The 15,291-nt window shown below is 69.2% G+C and carries 17 protein-coding genes; 8 read left to right on the top strand and 9 right to left on the bottom strand.

Annotated elements, in window-relative coordinates; all coding sequences use genetic code 11:
* Nucleotides 1-71: 71 nt before the first annotated feature.
* Genes ACFWF2_RS16235 through ACFWF2_RS16215 form a run of 5 tightly spaced genes read right to left on the bottom strand, consistent with a single transcriptional unit; the run spans nt 72 to nt 5,001 of the window.
* Nucleotides 72-857 (bottom strand): hypothetical protein, encoded by a 786-nt coding sequence (locus ACFWF2_RS16235; protein WP_379308228.1) that lies wholly within the window; start codon nt 855-857, stop codon nt 72-74.
* Nucleotides 850-1,446, bottom strand: coding sequence for an ATP/GTP-binding protein (locus ACFWF2_RS16230; RefSeq protein ID WP_379308232.1), 597 nt, complete (start codon nt 1,444-1,446; stop codon nt 850-852). Before ACFWF2_RS16230 ends, ACFWF2_RS16235 begins: the two co-directional genes overlap by 8 nt.
* 4 nt (nt 1,447-1,450) lie before the next feature.
* Complete coding sequence (locus ACFWF2_RS16225; RefSeq protein ID WP_189025876.1) at nt 1,451-1,822, bottom strand: DUF742 domain-containing protein; 372 nt, start codon at nt 1,820-1,822, stop codon at nt 1,451-1,453.
* 6 nt (nt 1,823-1,828) lie between these two features.
* Nucleotides 1,829-2,233 (bottom strand): roadblock/LC7 domain-containing protein, encoded by a 405-nt coding sequence (locus ACFWF2_RS16220; RefSeq protein WP_019049250.1) that lies wholly within the window; start codon nt 2,231-2,233, stop codon nt 1,829-1,831.
* Nucleotides 2,230-5,001: an ATP-binding protein gene (locus ACFWF2_RS16215; RefSeq protein WP_379308227.1), complete on the bottom strand. Its 2,772-nt coding sequence runs from the start codon at nt 4,999-5,001 to the stop codon at nt 2,230-2,232. Before ACFWF2_RS16215 ends, ACFWF2_RS16220 begins: the two co-directional genes overlap by 4 nt.
* Nucleotides 5,002-5,303: 302 nt before the next feature.
* Between ACFWF2_RS16215 and ACFWF2_RS16210 the strand changes: the two genes are divergently transcribed.
* From ACFWF2_RS16210 to ACFWF2_RS16180, 7 genes are all read left to right on the top strand, one after another.
* Nucleotides 5,304-5,990 (top strand): response regulator transcription factor, encoded by a 687-nt coding sequence (locus ACFWF2_RS16210; protein WP_379308226.1) that lies wholly within the window; start codon nt 5,304-5,306, stop codon nt 5,988-5,990.
* Between the two features lie 8 nt (nt 5,991-5,998).
* Nucleotides 5,999-7,459 carry an ATP-binding protein gene (locus tag ACFWF2_RS16205; protein ID WP_379308225.1) on the top strand — a complete coding sequence of 487 codons (1,461 nt, stop codon included), beginning with the start codon at nt 5,999-6,001 and terminating at the stop codon, nt 7,457-7,459.
* A gap of 95 nt (nt 7,460-7,554) precedes the next feature.
* Nucleotides 7,555-9,096, top strand: a complete 1,542-nt coding sequence (locus ACFWF2_RS16200) for a trypsin-like peptidase domain-containing protein (RefSeq protein ID WP_379308224.1) — start codon at nt 7,555-7,557, stop codon at nt 9,094-9,096.
* Nucleotides 9,093-9,638: a molybdenum cofactor biosynthesis protein B gene (locus ACFWF2_RS16195; RefSeq protein WP_373291682.1), complete on the top strand. Its 546-nt coding sequence runs from the start codon at nt 9,093-9,095 to the stop codon at nt 9,636-9,638. Before ACFWF2_RS16200 ends, ACFWF2_RS16195 begins: the two co-directional genes overlap by 4 nt.
* Nucleotides 9,639-9,643: 5 nt before the next feature.
* Entirely contained in the window at nt 9,644-9,835 is a 192-nt protein-coding gene (locus ACFWF2_RS16190; protein WP_379308223.1) for a hypothetical protein, read from the top strand.
* Nucleotides 9,836-10,358: 523 nt separating this feature from the next.
* Nucleotides 10,359-11,039, top strand: a complete 681-nt coding sequence (locus ACFWF2_RS16185; protein ID WP_189025887.1) for an MspA family porin — start codon at nt 10,359-10,361, stop codon at nt 11,037-11,039.
* 65 nt (nt 11,040-11,104) lie between these two features.
* Entirely contained in the window at nt 11,105-11,764 is a 660-nt protein-coding gene (locus ACFWF2_RS16180; RefSeq protein WP_379308222.1) for an MspA family porin, read from the top strand.
* A 168-nt stretch (nt 11,765-11,932) separates the two neighbouring features.
* On the opposite strand, the gene mscL is transcribed toward ACFWF2_RS16180, so the two are convergent.
* The 4 genes from mscL to ACFWF2_RS16160 all read right to left on the bottom strand — a co-directional run bounded on the left by mscL (nt 11,933) and on the right by ACFWF2_RS16160 (nt 14,244).
* Nucleotides 11,933-12,376: a large conductance mechanosensitive channel protein MscL gene (mscL, locus tag ACFWF2_RS16175; protein WP_379308221.1), complete on the bottom strand. Its 444-nt coding sequence runs from the start codon at nt 12,374-12,376 to the stop codon at nt 11,933-11,935.
* 156 nt (nt 12,377-12,532) lie between these two features.
* Nucleotides 12,533-13,204, bottom strand: coding sequence for an SAF domain-containing protein (locus ACFWF2_RS16170; protein ID WP_379308220.1), 672 nt, complete (start codon nt 13,202-13,204; stop codon nt 12,533-12,535).
* A gap of 89 nt (nt 13,205-13,293) precedes the next feature.
* Complete coding sequence (locus ACFWF2_RS16165; protein ID WP_379308219.1) at nt 13,294-13,575, bottom strand: FmdB family zinc ribbon protein; 282 nt, start codon at nt 13,573-13,575, stop codon at nt 13,294-13,296.
* A 69-nt stretch (nt 13,576-13,644) separates the two neighbouring features.
* Entirely contained in the window at nt 13,645-14,244 is a 600-nt protein-coding gene (locus ACFWF2_RS16160) for a 5-formyltetrahydrofolate cyclo-ligase (protein WP_379308231.1), read from the bottom strand.
* 87 nt (nt 14,245-14,331) lie between these two features.
* Here ACFWF2_RS16160 and ACFWF2_RS16155 point away from each other — a divergent pair, with 87 nt between their 5' ends.
* Nucleotides 14,332-15,258 carry a UTP--glucose-1-phosphate uridylyltransferase gene (locus ACFWF2_RS16155; protein WP_379308218.1) on the top strand — a complete coding sequence of 309 codons (927 nt, stop codon included), beginning with the start codon at nt 14,332-14,334 and terminating at the stop codon, nt 15,256-15,258.
* The last annotated feature ends 33 nt before the right edge of the window (nt 15,259-15,291 follow it).

Raw genomic sequence — 15,291 nt, 5'->3', positions numbered from 1 at the left:
GTCGCCCGCATTCGGCGAACGGGGCGGTCGCCCACAATAATTCAGACAAACCGGGCGTTAGCTGGTTGCGGTCACCGCGTACCGACCGGCTGCCGCCGCGGTTCGGGGGCCCGCGCCGCGTCGCGTCGATCCGGCGCGACCAGGACCGCGGTGATCGGCACCGTCAAACCCAGCGCGCCGACCACGAACATCGGGTACACCAGATCGAACAGCTGCAGGCCGGTCGGCGTCCGGCTGCCCGGATCGATCGTGAACTCGAGCGAGGCGACCGCCGTGTAGTACACCGCCGCGACGCCGAGCGCGAACAGCAAGGACGCCCCGACCCGCAACGCCACCAGGCGGACCACCTGGGAGGCCCACAGCGTGGGCACGCACAGCGCCATCGACAGCAGCACGGCGATCCCGATGAGGCCGAGCGACTCGTCGACCTGGCCCTGCACTTCGAGCGCGTCCAAGGTCAGGTAGGTCGACAGGCCGACGCTCAACCCCATCGTCAGCCCGCCGACGATCAGCCGGGGCAGCTGCGGCGTCCGCCCGCCGATCAGCAACCCGGCCAGCACGCCGAGGACCGCGATGGCCAGCGACGCCGCGCCGAGCGCGACGTTGTACCGCATGATGCTGTCCTGGACCCGGATGCCGAGCAGTGCCAGCGAATTCGCCAGCCACAGCCCGACCCCGCCGAGCGAGACCGCGGCCATCGTCAGCCAGACGAGCCGGAACTTGGCCGAGTACTTCGCATGCCGCACACAGGCGAACGCCACCAGCGCGCCGAGCCCCGACATGTCCAGCGCGAGCCAGGCGATGCCCGTGCCACGCCCGAACGTCTCGGCCCCGGTCGCGGCGAGCAGGTCAACCACGCCGGCCGGCCCCCTCGAACTGCTGCGGCTCCAGCTGGGCGATGGCGTATTCGGTCACCGCGGCCAACGCCTGCCGCACCTCGACGGCATTGCGCGCGTCGATATCGACGATCGGGATGCCCTCGCGCACCGAGAGCGCCTCGCGCAGTTCGGCGATCGGGAAGCGCGGGGCGTTCGGGAAGCGGTTCACCGCGATCAGGAACGGCAGGCCGCGCGCCTCGAAGAAGTCGACCGCGGCGAAACTGTCCTCCAGCCTGCGGGTATCGATCAGCACCACCGCGCCGATGGCGCCGCGGATGAGGTCGTCCCACATGAACCAGAACCGCTTCTGGCCCGGGGTGCCGAACAGGTACAGCACCAGGTTGCCCGGCAGCACGATGCGGCCGAAGTCCATGGCGACGGTGGTGGTTTCCTTCTCCGGCGTCTCGGCGAGATCGTCGATCCCGTCGGAGAAGTGGGTCACCATCGCTTCGGTGCGCAGCGGAACGATCTCCGATACCGCACCGACGAAAGTTGTCTTGCCTGCGCCGAATCCACCGGCCACGACGATCTTGGTCGACGCGACCCGCTCGGGGTTCGGGGGGCGCATGCCCTCAGAGGCCACGGAGTCCACGCAAAGTCCTCTCCATCAGTGATCGGCGTTCGTCGTAGCTCGCCTGCTCGGTCAGCGTCGAATGCACTCGAAGAATCCCGCCGACAACGAGATCGCCGATCATCACCCGGACCATACCCAGTGGGCGGCCAAGGTATGCAGCTATTTCTGCGACGGACAGTCTATGTGTGCCGAGACGCACTATTTCGGTGCGCAAATCCCCTGCGGGCCATTCCAGGTGCGCGGTATACGAGACCGTTTCCACGACTGCCTCTAGTGGCAGCGAGATCGCGGGCTCGGTGCGGCCGGAGGTCAGGGCGTAGGGCCTGACCCGGGTCGTCGGCCGGTTTTCTGATCCGTACGGGCTCGACATCTCACCTCAGCCGGCGGAGCGGGCGGTGGCGGTGACCGCCGAGCCCACTCGGTCGACGAGCAACGCCATCTCGTAGCCGATACGGCCGATGTCGTGGCTCTTGTTGGCCAGAACCGCCAGGTGCGAGCCGTTTCCGACGCTCATCACCAGCAGGTACCCGCGCTGCATCTCCACGATCGACTGCATCACCTTGCCGCCGTCGAACAGATGCGCCGCACCCATCGACAGGCTCGCCAGGCCCGCGGTCACCGCGGCCAGCTGCTCGGCCCGGTCCGACGGCAGGTGCGGACTGGTCGCCTGCAGCAGACCGTCGGCCGAGACCAGCACCGCGTGCGAGACGCCGGGCACGTCGCGGGTGAAGCGGGCGACCAACCAGTTCAGATTCTCGTCCGTGGGATGCGCGTTGCTCATTCGAGGCCTCCGTCGTTGTACTGGATCTCGGCGCGGCCGCTGCGAACGCCGCTGAGGTGTCTGGTCAAGTTGTTGCGGATCTCCTCGGGATCGCGGGCACCCGCCTCCTCGGCGGGGGTGAGCCCGCCGGGGACGAGCTGGGCGCCCGGTTTGCGAATCGGCAGCCCGCCGACGGTGCGTGAGGAAGTCGGCGGATTACCCGCGCTGGCCGCTGCCGACCAGCCCGCGTCGCCGGGGGAACTCCATGATGCTCCGTTGCCGCCGGATTCGGCAGTGGCGGAAGCGGGTTCGACGAGCCATTCCGAGACCATCCGCTGGTAGATGGGGGTCGGCGCCTCGCCGGGTACCGGTGCCAGCCGGGTGGACGACGTCGGCATCGGGTCGGCATCGGCGACCGGCTCCGGTTCGGGCTCGGGTGTGGGGAGCCGCGGCGTCTGCCTGGCCGCGGCGAGCTCGCTCAGCGCGGAGGAGGGAACACGTTGCGGCAGGCCCGCGGACCTGTTCGCCGTGCCGTCCGATGCGTTGGTGGTGACCGATGCGACCGGCAGGTCGTCGGTGTCGTGCTCGTGTTCGGCCCACAACCCGGTCGGTTCCTCGGGTTCGGGCGCCACGGCAGGCACCGGGTCGGCCGCCGGCGGATTCGCCGGACGGCGTTGCGGCAGACCGGCACTGGTCAACGGCGCCATGGACGGCTCGGAGTCGAGGCCAGGCGCGACCGGTCCCGTCGGCACCAGCGGGTTCGGCCCGGTCGGCAGGGGGACGCCGATCGGCCCTGTGCCGTTCGGCGGCATGATCGGGTTCGGGCCGGTGATGTCGGCCGGGGTCAGCGCGTGCGGGCCGATGGCCGAGGACACCAGCGCGTGCGAACCGGTCGTCACGATCGGGTTGGGACCGGTCGCCGGACCCGACGACGCGGGCGGCGGGGAGACCAGCGCGCTGGGCAGATGCACGCTCGCGGTGATGCCAGGCTGCGGCGCCTGGGTGGCGGTGCGCCGCAGGCTGACGGTGATGGTGTGCCGCTTGGCGAGCCTGCCGACCACGAAAAGACCCATGCGGCGGGCGGTCTCGATGGTGACCTCACCACCGGAGGCGAGCCGGTCGTTGGTCGTCTGCAGATCCTCGGCCGACATGCCGAGACCGCGGTCGGTGATCTCGATCAGGTAGCCGCCGTCGACCGCGCGCCCGACGATGACCGCCACCGAGGTGCTCGGCGGCGAGTAGCGCAGCGCGTTGTCGATCAGCTCGGCGAGCAGATGCTCGATGTCGACCGCGGATTCACCGGCGACGACGCCGTCGGGCACATTGCCGATCTCGACCCGCTGGTAGTCCTCCACCTGGGAGACCGCGCTCCAGAGCATGTCCGACAGCGGCACCGGCGGCAGATGACCGCGGCGCAGCGCGGTGCCGGCGAGCACGAGCAGGTTGTCGCCGTTGCGGCGCATGCGGGTGGCGAGGTGGTCGAGCCGGAACAGCGTTTGCAGGCGCGAGGGGTTGTCCTCGTCGTGCTCGAGCTCCTCGATGAGCGCGAGCTGCTGCTCGACCAGCGACTGGCTGCGCCGCGACAGCGTCTCGAACATGTTGCCGATCTGCAGACGCAGGCGGGCCTGGTCGGCGGCCAGATTCAGCGCCTGCTCGTGGATCTCGTCGACGGCGCGGGCGAGCTGGCCGACCTCGTCGGTGGAATGCACGCCCACCGGGGCGATCTCGGGCGTCGCGCCGCCGCTGCGGACCACGGCCAGCTCGTCGGGCAGCTTCACGTGCGCGACCTCGAGCGCGTCGCGGCGCAGCCTGCGCACCGGGACGACCAGCGTGCGGGCGACCGCCAGCGCCAGCGCCAGGCCCGCCAGCAGCATGCCGAGCACCAGGGTGGTCTCGCGCAGCGCCGCGGTCTGCGCGGTCGCGGTGTTGGTGTCGAGCGTGTGGTCGATGTTGTCGAGCAGGGTGGCGATGCTCGACGCGTAGGTGTCGGCGCTGACCTGCAGGGTGTTGAGCACCGCGGCGTTGGTGGTCGGATCGCCGTTGTTCTGGCTGAAGACGCTGATCCTGGTCTGCACCGCGTCGAGCAGCGCGGCCATGCTGCCCGCGTTGTCCGGCATGATCATGCCGTAGGTCTTGATCATGGTGGACTCGGAGCCGAGCTCGACGAGCATCTTCGCCCGCGCGCTCTGGCTGCGGCCCGCGTCGGGGGAGACGACCAGCGTGCGCTCGCGGGTGAGCACCCTTCTGGCCTGGTGCAGCGCGGTGACCTGGAGGAAGTAGCGCTGGACGATGAAGTCCTCGACCTGCGGGGTCTTGGCGAGCGCGTTGCCGATCCGTTCACCGATCTCGTCGGTCTGTTCGCCGACCATCGCCGGGGAGCCGCCGCGCACGGTGTTGCGCAGGGTGGAGCCGGTGGCGGTGGCCGCGGTGAGTTCGGCCGCGACGGCGGGGTCGATCCTGGCCGAGCGCAGTGCGTTCTGGACCTCGGCGAGCGCCTGGTCGTAGGTGGTCAGCGCGGCATCGGTCTGCGGGTCGGCGATCGCACCCCAGTTGGCGGTCGCCGCGATCGCGAGTTGTTCGGTCGCGGTGGCGAATTTGACGACGGGACGGATGACGGTGGCTTGCTCGGTGGCCGCGCCGAGCTGTGTCATCGTTTGCAGCTCGTTGTTGATCCGCAGCACGGCGAACGTGGTCGCCAGCATCACCGGCAGCACCAGCACCACACCGACCTTGCGCGTTACCGACCAGTTCGACAGGCTGAATTGCCAGGAGCGCGATGCAGGTTCCATCCGCGTGCGTTGCCTCTGCTTCCACGTGTGACCCCGGCCCGCGCGGGGAGGTCGCGGAGCGATGCGAGCGCAGAACCAACTGGAGGTCTTCTTTTATCGCAGGAAAGATACCGTGCCGGGTGGTCAACGGCAATCCGGGCCACTCGGTCTGTAATTCGCCGAATATGCGCTGACACAAAGACGATTCACGTGGATTTGTCAAGGGCGACAGGCCGCCGCGCCGCGCTGCTTCGGGTCGTCGTCGGCCACGCCGGGCGTGCCCCTCTCAGTGCGTTCTCAGTCGATCACGGCAAACTGAGCACATGCGCATTCTGGTAGTCGACGACGATCGCGCCGTGCGGGAATCTCTGCGCCGGTCGCTGAGCTTCAACGGCTACACGGTTGACCTGGCGGTGGACGGCATGGACGCGTTGGAGAAAGTCACCGCGGCCAGGCCCGATGCCCTGGTTCTCGATGTGATGATGCCCAGACTGGACGGTCTGGAAGTGTGCCGCAGACTGCGCAGCACCGGCGACGATCTCCCGATTCTCGTTTTGACCGCTCGCGATTCGGTCTCCGAACGCGTCGCCGGCCTCGATGCGGGCGCCGACGATTATTTGCCGAAGCCTTTCGCGTTGGAGGAATTGCTGGCGCGTTTACGCGCGTTGCTGCGCCGCCGGGCGCCCGACCCTGGCGAAGCATCGGAAGCGATGGTGTTCGCTGACTTGTCGCTGGATCCGGTGACACGTGAGGTCTCGCGTGCCGAACGCGCCATCAGCCTCACCAGAACCGAGTTCTCGTTGCTCGAGATGTTGATGGCCAATCCGCGCCGAGTGCTCACCCGCGGGCGCATCCTCGAAGAGGTCTGGGGCTACGACTTTCCCACCTCGGGAAATGCGCTGGAGGTCTACATCGGCTATTTGCGGCGCAAGACCGAGGCCGACGGCGAGGACCGGCTGATCCACACCGTGCGCGGCGTCGGGTACGTGCTGCGCGAGACTCCTCCGTAGGCGGCGCGATGGCACACAAGGAACCCGTGGTCGCGGTCTTGCGGCGGCCGCCCGACGGCGGCGAGATGCGGCCGCCGATGCCGCTGACGCGCTCGGTGTCGCTGCGCTGGCGGGTGACGCTGCTGGCGGCGTCGGTGGTGCTCATCGCCGTCGCGGTCACCTCGATCGCGGCCTACGCGATGGTGGCCCGCGCGCTCTACGCCGACGTCGACGCCCAGCTCGAGGCGCGCGCGGCGACGATGATCAACAACAACTTCGAGACGCTCGGCTTCCAGACGATCGTGCTGGCCGGGTTGTTCTCCAACGATGTCGGCGTCGCGCTGATCTACGCCGACCACAAGCCCTACATGCCGCCGCAGCAGACGATTCCGCCGGTGGGCGCCCAGGAGCTCGCCGTCGCCGACGGCAAGTACAGCTCCTCGCTGCGTACCGTCGGTGACCAGCGGGTACTCGCGGCGCGCACAAACAGCGGCGCGACGCTGATCATCTCGCAGAAGCTCTACCGCACCAGGGAGGTGCTCGACCGGCTGGCGTGGCTGCTGTTCGTCGTCGGTGCCTGCGGCGTCGTGCTCGCCGCCGCGGCGGGCACCGCGGTCGGCCGCACCGGCCTGCGCCCGATCGCCCGGCTGACCGCGGCCACCGAGCGCGTAGCCCGCACCGACGACCTCACCCCGATCCCGGTCACCGGTGACGACGAACTGGCCAGGCTCACCGACAGTTTCAACACGATGCTGCGGGCGCTGGCCGAATCGCGCGACCGCCAGCGCAGGCTCGTCGCCGACGCGGGCCACGAACTGCGCACCCCGCTGACCTCGCTGCGCACCAACATGGAACTGCTCATCGCCTCCGGCAGGCCGGGCGCGCCCCAGCTGCCCGACGAGGACATGGCCGAGCTGCGCGCCGACGTCGTCGCCCAGATCGAGGAGCTGTCGACGCTGGTCGGCGACCTCGTCGATCTGGCCCGCGAGGACGCGCCCGAAACCGTCTACGAGCGGGTCGATCTCGGCGAGGTCGCCGAGCGGGCGCTGGAGCGGGCCCGCCGCAGGCGCACCGGCATCACCTTCACCGCCGAGTTGCGACCCTGGTTCGTCTACGGCCACGAGGCCGGGCTGGAACGCGCGGTGCTCAACGTGCTCGACAACGCGGCCAAATGGAGCCCCGGCGACGCCGAGGTGCGCATCACCATGCGCCCGGCCGGGCCCGGTCTGCTGGAACTGGCGGTGGCCGATGCCGGTCCCGGTATTCCGACGGGGGAGCGTGAGCTGGTCTTCGAGCGCTTCTACCGCACGACCGCCTCGCGCTCGATGCCCGGCTCCGGACTGGGGCTGGCGATCGTCAAGCAGGTGGTCACCAAGCATGGTGGCACGATCGCGGTCGACAACTCCGACCGCGGCGGCGCCCTGGTCCGGATCGTGTTGCCCGGTGAGGCGCCGGTGGTTCCGGACGATTCCGAGGCCGGACCGGCGTAACCGCCGCGGAGTCTCGGCGAACTGACGGGGCGATCTCAGCCGCCTCTCAGTAGCCGTCACGAAGCTGGTCAGCAAGCGTGAGGAGACAGACAACCATGACCGACGATCCCCAGCAGCGACCTGCTGACCGGCCCGCCGATCCCGGATCCGGCAGCGCGGACCACCCCGCCGCGCCCCAGCACGGGCAGCAAGCCCCTCTCCCCGGCCAGTCGCAAGGCCCGGCGCAGTCGTCCGGCGCCGAGCAGTCCTACGGCGCGGGTCACCTCCCCAGCCCGCAGCCGTACGGTGGCGCGCAGCCGCCCTACGGCTCGGCACACTCCCACAGCGCTGAGCAGTCTTCCGGCCCGTCGCAGCACTATGGCGAGCAGCCGTCCGGCCCGTCGCAGCATTACGGCGCGCCGGAGTCGCACGGCACCGCTCCGCTGCCTGGCGTGTCGGTTTACGGCGCGCCGCACGGTCACCAGGCGCCGGGGCAGCCGCCTTTCGGGGCACAGCCCGGCCCGTTCACCGCGGCGCCGGCGCAGGCACCGCAGCGCAAGCCGCTGCGGCTCGGCCTGGTCGCCGGTGCGACCGCGCTGGCACTGGTCAGCGGTGGCGTCGGCGGTGTGGTCGGTGTCCTCGCCACCGGCTCGGACTCCGCGACGGTGACCAACGCGCTCGATGTCCCCAAGCCCGCGGTGAACAACGCCGTCAACGCGCCGGCGGGCTCGACGCAGGCGGTAGCCCAGCGGGTGCTGCCCAGTGTCGTGATGATCAAGGTGGCCGGTACGCGCGCCTCCGGCGAGGGCTCGGGGGTCGTGTTGTCCTCCGACGGGCTGATCCTCACCAACAATCACGTCGCCGCGGGCGCGGGCGCCTCGGCGAAGATGGAGGTGGTCTTCAGCGACGGCAGCACCGCCCCTGCCACCATGATCGGCGCCGATCCGGTCTCGGATCTGGCCGTCATCAAGGCCTCCGGCAAGAGCGGGCTCACGCCGATCGAACTCGGCACCTCAGACGGTCTCGCGGTGGGCCAGCCGGTGATCGCGATCGGTTCGCCGCTCGGCTTGGCGGGCACCGTCACCACCGGCATCGTGTCCGCGCTCAACCGCCCGGTCTCCACCAGCGGCGAGGGCACGCCCAGCCAGGTCAACCCGGTGATCGACGCGATCCAGACCGACGCGGCGATCAACCCGGGCAACTCCGGCGGCGCCCTGGTCGATGCCCAGGGCAAGCTGATCGGCATCAACACCGCCATCGCCAGCCTCGGCGGCGAAGCGGCGGGCGCGCAGAGCGGGTCGATCGGCCTCGGCTTCGCCATCCCGGTGGATCAGGCCCGCCGGGTCGCCGACGAGCTGATCAAGACCGGGCACGCCACCTACGCCCAGATCGGCATCAAGCTGCGGCCGCTGGACACCGCGGCCCGGGTTCTCGAGGTCACCCCGGACGGCCCCGCCGCCAAGGCGGGCATCCCGGCGGGCGCGATCGTCACCCGGCTCGACGACCGGCCGATCGATTCCGGCGACGCGCTGATCGCGGCGGTCCGCTCGCATCAGCCGGGCGACACAGTGAAGCTCACCTATACCGACGAGCAGGGCGGCAACGCCAAGACCGCCGAGGTCACGCTCACCGCCGCCGCGGCGGAGGGCGGCCGATGATGCGTTCGAGCGCGGCACTGTCGTGTGTAGGCGCTACGGTGATGAGCATGGACATCGATGCTCCCGTGGCAGGGCGTGCACTGGTTGTTGTCGTCGACGATCGGACGGCACATGGCGGCGTGGATTCGCTCGGCCCGCTCGTCACCGAACTGCTCAGCGAAGCGGGCTTTCTCGTCGACGCCTCGGTGACGGTGCAGGCCGAGGAGGTCGAGATTCGCAACGCGCTCAACACCGCGGTGATCGGCGGGGTCGACCTGGTGATCTCGGTCGGCGGCACGGGGATGTCCCCGCGCGATGTCACCCCCGAGGCCACCGCGCAGGTGCTCGACCGCGAACTGCCCGGCATCACCGAGGCGCTGCGCGCGTCCGGCCGGGTGGCCGGGTCGCTGGACGCGGGGCTCTCGCGCGGCGTCGCGGGCATCTCCGGCAGCACCCTCGTGGTGAACCTGCCGGGTAGCCGGGCGGCGATCCGTGACGGCATGGCGACCCTCGGCCCGCTCGCGAGCCGGGCGATCGGCGAGCTCTCCGGATTGGACGAGTGAGGGTAGTGACTTCTCCGGACAGCACGTCGCCGCGGGATCCCGAGGCGGCCAGGCGCAAGGCCGCCGAGGCCGCGCGGCTGGCGCGGATCTTCGGCGACGTGCTGCCCGAAACCACCGGCGACGAGCGCGGCGATGGCGGCGGGCGCTCGGATAACGACGAATGGTTACGTTCGCAGGTACCGCCGCATCACGGGTGACCGTACCGTTATCTACGTAGCTGCTACGTAATAAGCCCTCACCGAAATGCCTTTTTCGGTGTGATTGCGAACGGGTGACAATTCCTCAGGACCACGCGAAAGCGTGGTCCTTTGTCGTATAAGCGTTCGAAACCGGTCAGTAGCCCACCTGCGGTCCACCCCCGTTGACACGGCTGGTCTCTGATGCATAAATGCACGTCAAAGCATGTGGCGATGTGCGCACGTGTGGCTGGGGTCACAATGAAATTTACGAACTCTTTCGTTGCCGGAACGACGGCGCAGCGTTTAATGTTCGCCATCGAGCCATCAACTATTGGTCCCCGCAGTACCCCAACTTCTATGCGTTGAACCACCCGGTGGAACCCTGGCTCGGGTTCGCCACACCGGCCCCGGCCGTATCGTCGAAATAACAGTTGGTTACGTGACGGCAACAAAGGGGCGACACACTGAGCTGGGCCTGTGAGGTCCACCCGTTCGGTCTCGAAAGTCGAGGCCGGCTGCTAGACACCTGATGAGGGGAAGTATGAGCGAGAACCGCACCACCGGTGTGCGCCGCGGAGCCCGTGCCGCGGGCGTCGGCGCTGCCGCGGCCGCCGTGGCCTTCGGCCTGCTGTCGACCGGTGCCGCCAATGCCGACACCTTCGTGCCGTTGCCGGACGGCCAGAAGGTCAGCCCTGCCGGCGTGACCATCACCCGCACGGGTGAGCACGCCCTGATCTCGCCGTCGCTGGCCGCCAACGGCGCGGGCCGCGTCGTGTGGGTCTCGGGCTCCGCGATCGCCGAGGTCGCCGACACCCCCGAGGGCGAGGTCGGCCCCTGGAACGGCCCGACCGGCCGTCCCGGCTCCAACAACTCCTCCACCCACGGCACCTCCCAGCTGAACACCGGCTACATCGTCGGTTGCCAGGTGAGCATCGCCGACGACGCGATCGGTGCCGGTGTGTCCGGTGGCGTGAGCACCGGCGGCGTGAGCGCGGGCGGTTCGATCGGCGTGAACCTGGGCCCTGGCGAGGTCAAGTTCGTGCAGATCAGCTCGAAGGACATCCAGAAGGCCGGCACCTACGCCATCGATTACCAGGACGCCGAGATCGAGATCCAGGGCTGCGCCGGTTACGCGCAGGCCCGGGCGTACACCGTGGTCGAGATCATCGGCGACCACTACTCGAAGACCACCCTCTACGGCATGCCGTTCAGCATCGGCTGACGTCTTTCGAACTGTACGAATCTTCTTCTCGCTGCGGCGAACTCAATCCTCGAGGGATGAATCCAATGATCAACCGTAAGTTCATGGCGCGGATGGCGGGCGTCAGCGCTGCGGCCACCGTGGCCGTCGGCCTGTTCTCCACGGGCGCGGCCAACGCCGACACCTTCGTTCCGCTGCCGGGCGGACACATCACCAAGGTCCTGTCCGACGGCACGGTCGTCGACATCAGCCTGGTGGGCGAGTCGGCCAACATCAACCCGTCGCTGGGCTCCACCCCGGTCCACCGCAACGCGTGGGTCTCCGGTAGCGCGCAGGTCACCGTCTCCGACGGCGGCAGCGGCAAGATCTACCCGGGCTACACCGTGGGTTGCCAGGTGAACATCGCCGGCGGCGGTGTCTCCGGCGAGGGCACGGTCGAAAGTGACTGGGAGGGCAACGCTTCCGGTGGCATCGGCACCGGCGGCGAGCTCTCGCTCGGCCCCGGCCAGGCGAAGTCGTTCTACGTGCTCGACATCGAGAAGGCCGACGACTTCGGCAACGAGTCGCACGGCAAGTCGAACAAGTTCAAGAACGGCAGCGGCTCGGTGACCTGGTCGGACACGACCATCGGCCTGACCGGCTGCGCCGGCTACGCGCAGGCTCGCGCCTTCGTGAGCGTCGAGGTCGAGACCGACAACGTCATCAGCTGGGTGACCCTGTGGGGTCAGCCGTTCAGCCTCGGCTGATCTGTTCGATCCCGAACACACACGGGCCGGTCGCTTCCGCGACCGGCCCGTTGTGTTGTGCCTGCCATGTCATCGCACTGGACTTTGCCTGTCCGCCTCATAGCCTCCAGCCCAGCGAGATCGGGGTCAGCCCTCCGAGACCTGCCCCGATCTCGCTGCATGCGGGGCTCAGTGCTTGTGCTCCCCGTCGCTTCCGGCCGGTTCCGTGAGCATGCCGTGCTTGCCGTTCGGCGTGCTGCCCTGCTGGGCCAGCAGATCCCGGATCTCGATGAGCACCTCGTTGTCGGAGAGCTTCTCGTCCTCTTCGGAGAACCGCTTCTTCGCCCTGGTCGCGGGCAGGACGAGGACGAAATAGAGAATCGCGGCGATCAACAGGAAGTTGATGAACGCGGTGATGATCGGCCCGATCTCGATGAAGGTGGCCGGTTTGTCGGCGACGAGCTGGATGCCGAGCCCCATCTCGTTGTTTCCGCCGAAGACCGCGAGCAGCGGGTTGATGATCCCGGTGGTGAACGCGGTGACGATGGCGACGAACGCGGTACCCATGACGACGGCGACCGCCAGGTCGATCACATTGCCCCGGAGCAGGAAGTCCTTGAAGCCTTTGAGCATGCCGATATCTCCTTCGTTTCGGAGCCGGCCGGAGGCGCTGTGCTCCTTGTTCGAATGATGTGAAACGGTCGTGCTGTTTGGGTGATGCTAACCAGAGCTCTGGCAATTATCTCGCGAACTGCGCCGGGGTGGCAGTGACGGCCCGTGCCAGGGGTGTCAATGGAAGACGACGGTGAGCGCGGTGCGCAGCGAGGCGCCAGCCACCGCGGTGGCGTATTCGGCGCCCAGCGCGACCAGGACCACCCGTTCCGCGCCCGAGCGTCGCTCGCCCGTCGCGGTGACGAGCACCACGGCGGCGTCGGTGGCGAGGGTGCGGGCTGGTTTCGCCGCGCCGGGGCCGCCCGCGTCCTCGACGCCGACGACGTCCACCCGATCGCCCGCGCGCAACACATCGGCGACCGCGGGATCGGCCAGCCGGATGGGCACGATCCGCGCGTCGGCGCTGCCCGCCGCGGCGGCGGCCAGGCGCGGGCCGACCACGCGCAGATCGGTGAAGGTCTCCCCGGCGCGCATCGCGCCGGTGAGCGTCGCGCCGAGCAGGGGAGCGGTCTCGGTGGCGGAACCCGAAGGCAGCGAACGGGATTCGTGATGGTCGACGCGCAGATCGTCGGCGGTGAGCAACCTGCCCGGCGCCAGATCGCGGGCGGCGACCACGACGGCGTGCCGGGAAGCGCCGGGATCGCCGCGGACGAACATCACCAGCGCGAGCAGTGCCAGCACCGCGGCGGCGATGCGGCGCGCCAGCAGGGCATCGACCCACGCGGGGCGGTTACCGAGGGCGAAACGCCAGGAACTGCCACGTCCCAGATCGGCAAGACTGCGAGTCATGCTCCGAGCCTAGGAGCGTGGCAGCGGGGAACAGCCCCCGAAAGTCCAGGTTGTGGACAACTACGGGGCTGTGGATAACTCCGGGAAGATCAGCTGGCGGCGGCGGGCGCCGAGCTCGATGCGGGGGTGCTGGTGCCGGTGCTGCCGTTGGAATCCGAGGACGACTTGGCGGGCTCGCTCGCGGTGGACGCGCCACCACGGCTGTCGGTGCGGTAGAAACCGCTGCCCTTGAACACGATGCCGACCGAGTTGAACAGCTTCCGCAGCTTCCCCGTGCACTGCGGGCATTCCGTCAGCGTGTCGTCGGAGAAGGACTGAACGATGTCGAAGCGGTTGTCACACTGGGTGCACGCGTATGAATAAGTTGGCACAGGATCCTCCGCAAGTCTCGTCGATCTAGCACTCTACCGCCGACACTGCCAACGTCGCGAATCGCCGTTTCATTCCGGCGAAACGGGCAGCTCATGGCCCAGTTCACGCAGTCCGCCGCCGGGCGTCACTGCCCAGCCCATCCGCCGGTCGTGTGGTTCTTCCGGCAGCCGGTCGACCAGTTCATTATCCCGCACGACGGCGATGAGCCTGGTCCCGTCTCCGACGGCGCCCAATGTCCGGTCGTAGTAGCCGGCACCGCGCCCGAGCCGTACTCCGCGCAGATCCACCGCGAGCGCGGGAACAAGGACCGTCGTCGCGGTGGCGACGGTGTCCGGCGGCAGCGTCGCGGTCGTCGGTTCGAGCAGCCCGAAGCGGGCCTTGCGCAGGGAATCGGGGCCCTCGTAGCGCGCCCAGCTCAGCGGCCCCGGCTCCCCGGTCACCGGCAGCAACACCGTGGCGTTGCGCACACGCAGCGCGTCGAGCATGCGCAGATCGCCGGGTTCGCCCCGGATCGGGACGTAGGCGCAGACGACCTCGTCGGCCCCGGCCAGCGGCCCGATCACCGTCGCGAGCTCGGCCGCTTCGCGTGCGTGCTCGGTCGCCCCGACCAGCGCGCGCTCGGCGAGGATCTGGCTGCGCCACGCATATTTGGTGCGCTCACCGGGCATCTCCACAGCGACCACCCTAAGCTCTTGCCGACGCCGGATCGTCGCGACGGCAGATCGGACGGCACGCTGAATGGATAGGGTATGCGCATGACAGACAAGACTTCCGGTTTCCGCACTGCGGTGGTACCCGCGGCCGGACTCGGGACGCGGTTTCTGCCTGCCACCAAGACTGTGCCCAAGGAGTTGCTGCCGGTCGTCGACACCCCCGGCATCGAACTGGTCGCCGCCGAGGCCGCCGATTCCGGCGCTGACCGGCTGGTCATCGTCACCTCGCCGGGCAAGGACGGCGTGGTCGCCCACTTCGTCGAGGATCTGGTGCTGGAGAGCACCCTGGCCGAGCGCGGCAAGTTCGCGCTGCTGGAGAAGGTCCGCAAGGCCCCCGGTCTGCTCGATGTGACCTCGGTCGTCCAGGAGGAGCCGCTCGGCCTCGGGCACGCGGTCGCCCAGGCCGAATCGGTGCTCGACGACGACGAGGACGCCATCGCGGTGCTGCTGCCCGACGATCTGGTCCTGCCGTGCGGCGTGCTGGAGACGATGAGCCGGGTGCGCCGCGAGCGCGGCGGCTCGGTGCTGTGCGCCATCGATGTGCCGAAGTCGCAGGTCAGCGCATATGGCGTGTTCGACGTGGAGGATCTGACCGAGGGCGCCGAGGCCGACGTCCTGCGGGTCAGGGGCATGGTCGAGAAGCCGGACCTGGCCGACGCGCCGTCGACCCTGGCCGCCGCGGGCCGCTACCTGCTCGACCGCGTGATCTTCGACGCACTGCGCCGGATCGAGCCGGGCGCGGGCGGGGAACTGCAGATCACCGATGCCATCGCCCTGTTGATCGCGGAAGGACACCCGGTCCATGTGGTCGTCCACCGTGGGTCGCGCCACGATTTGGGTAACCCGGGCGGCTATCTTCGAGCTGCCGTCGATTTCGCCCTCGAGCGGGAGGAATATGGTCCGCAACTGCGCGAGTGGCTGAAGTTCCGGCTGAGCCCGGAGTGGGACCCCCAGTCTCCGAACGCGTAAGCGCGGCAAGCGGTAGCACACAGGCAGGCAGTC

The sequence above is a fragment of the Nocardia sp. NPDC060259 genome, from assembly GCF_042728775.1.
Classification (GTDB): domain Bacteria; phylum Actinomycetota; class Actinomycetes; order Mycobacteriales; family Mycobacteriaceae; genus Nocardia.
Note: the sequence above shows the minus strand (reverse complement) of the source record. Positions and strands in the feature narration are given on the sequence as shown.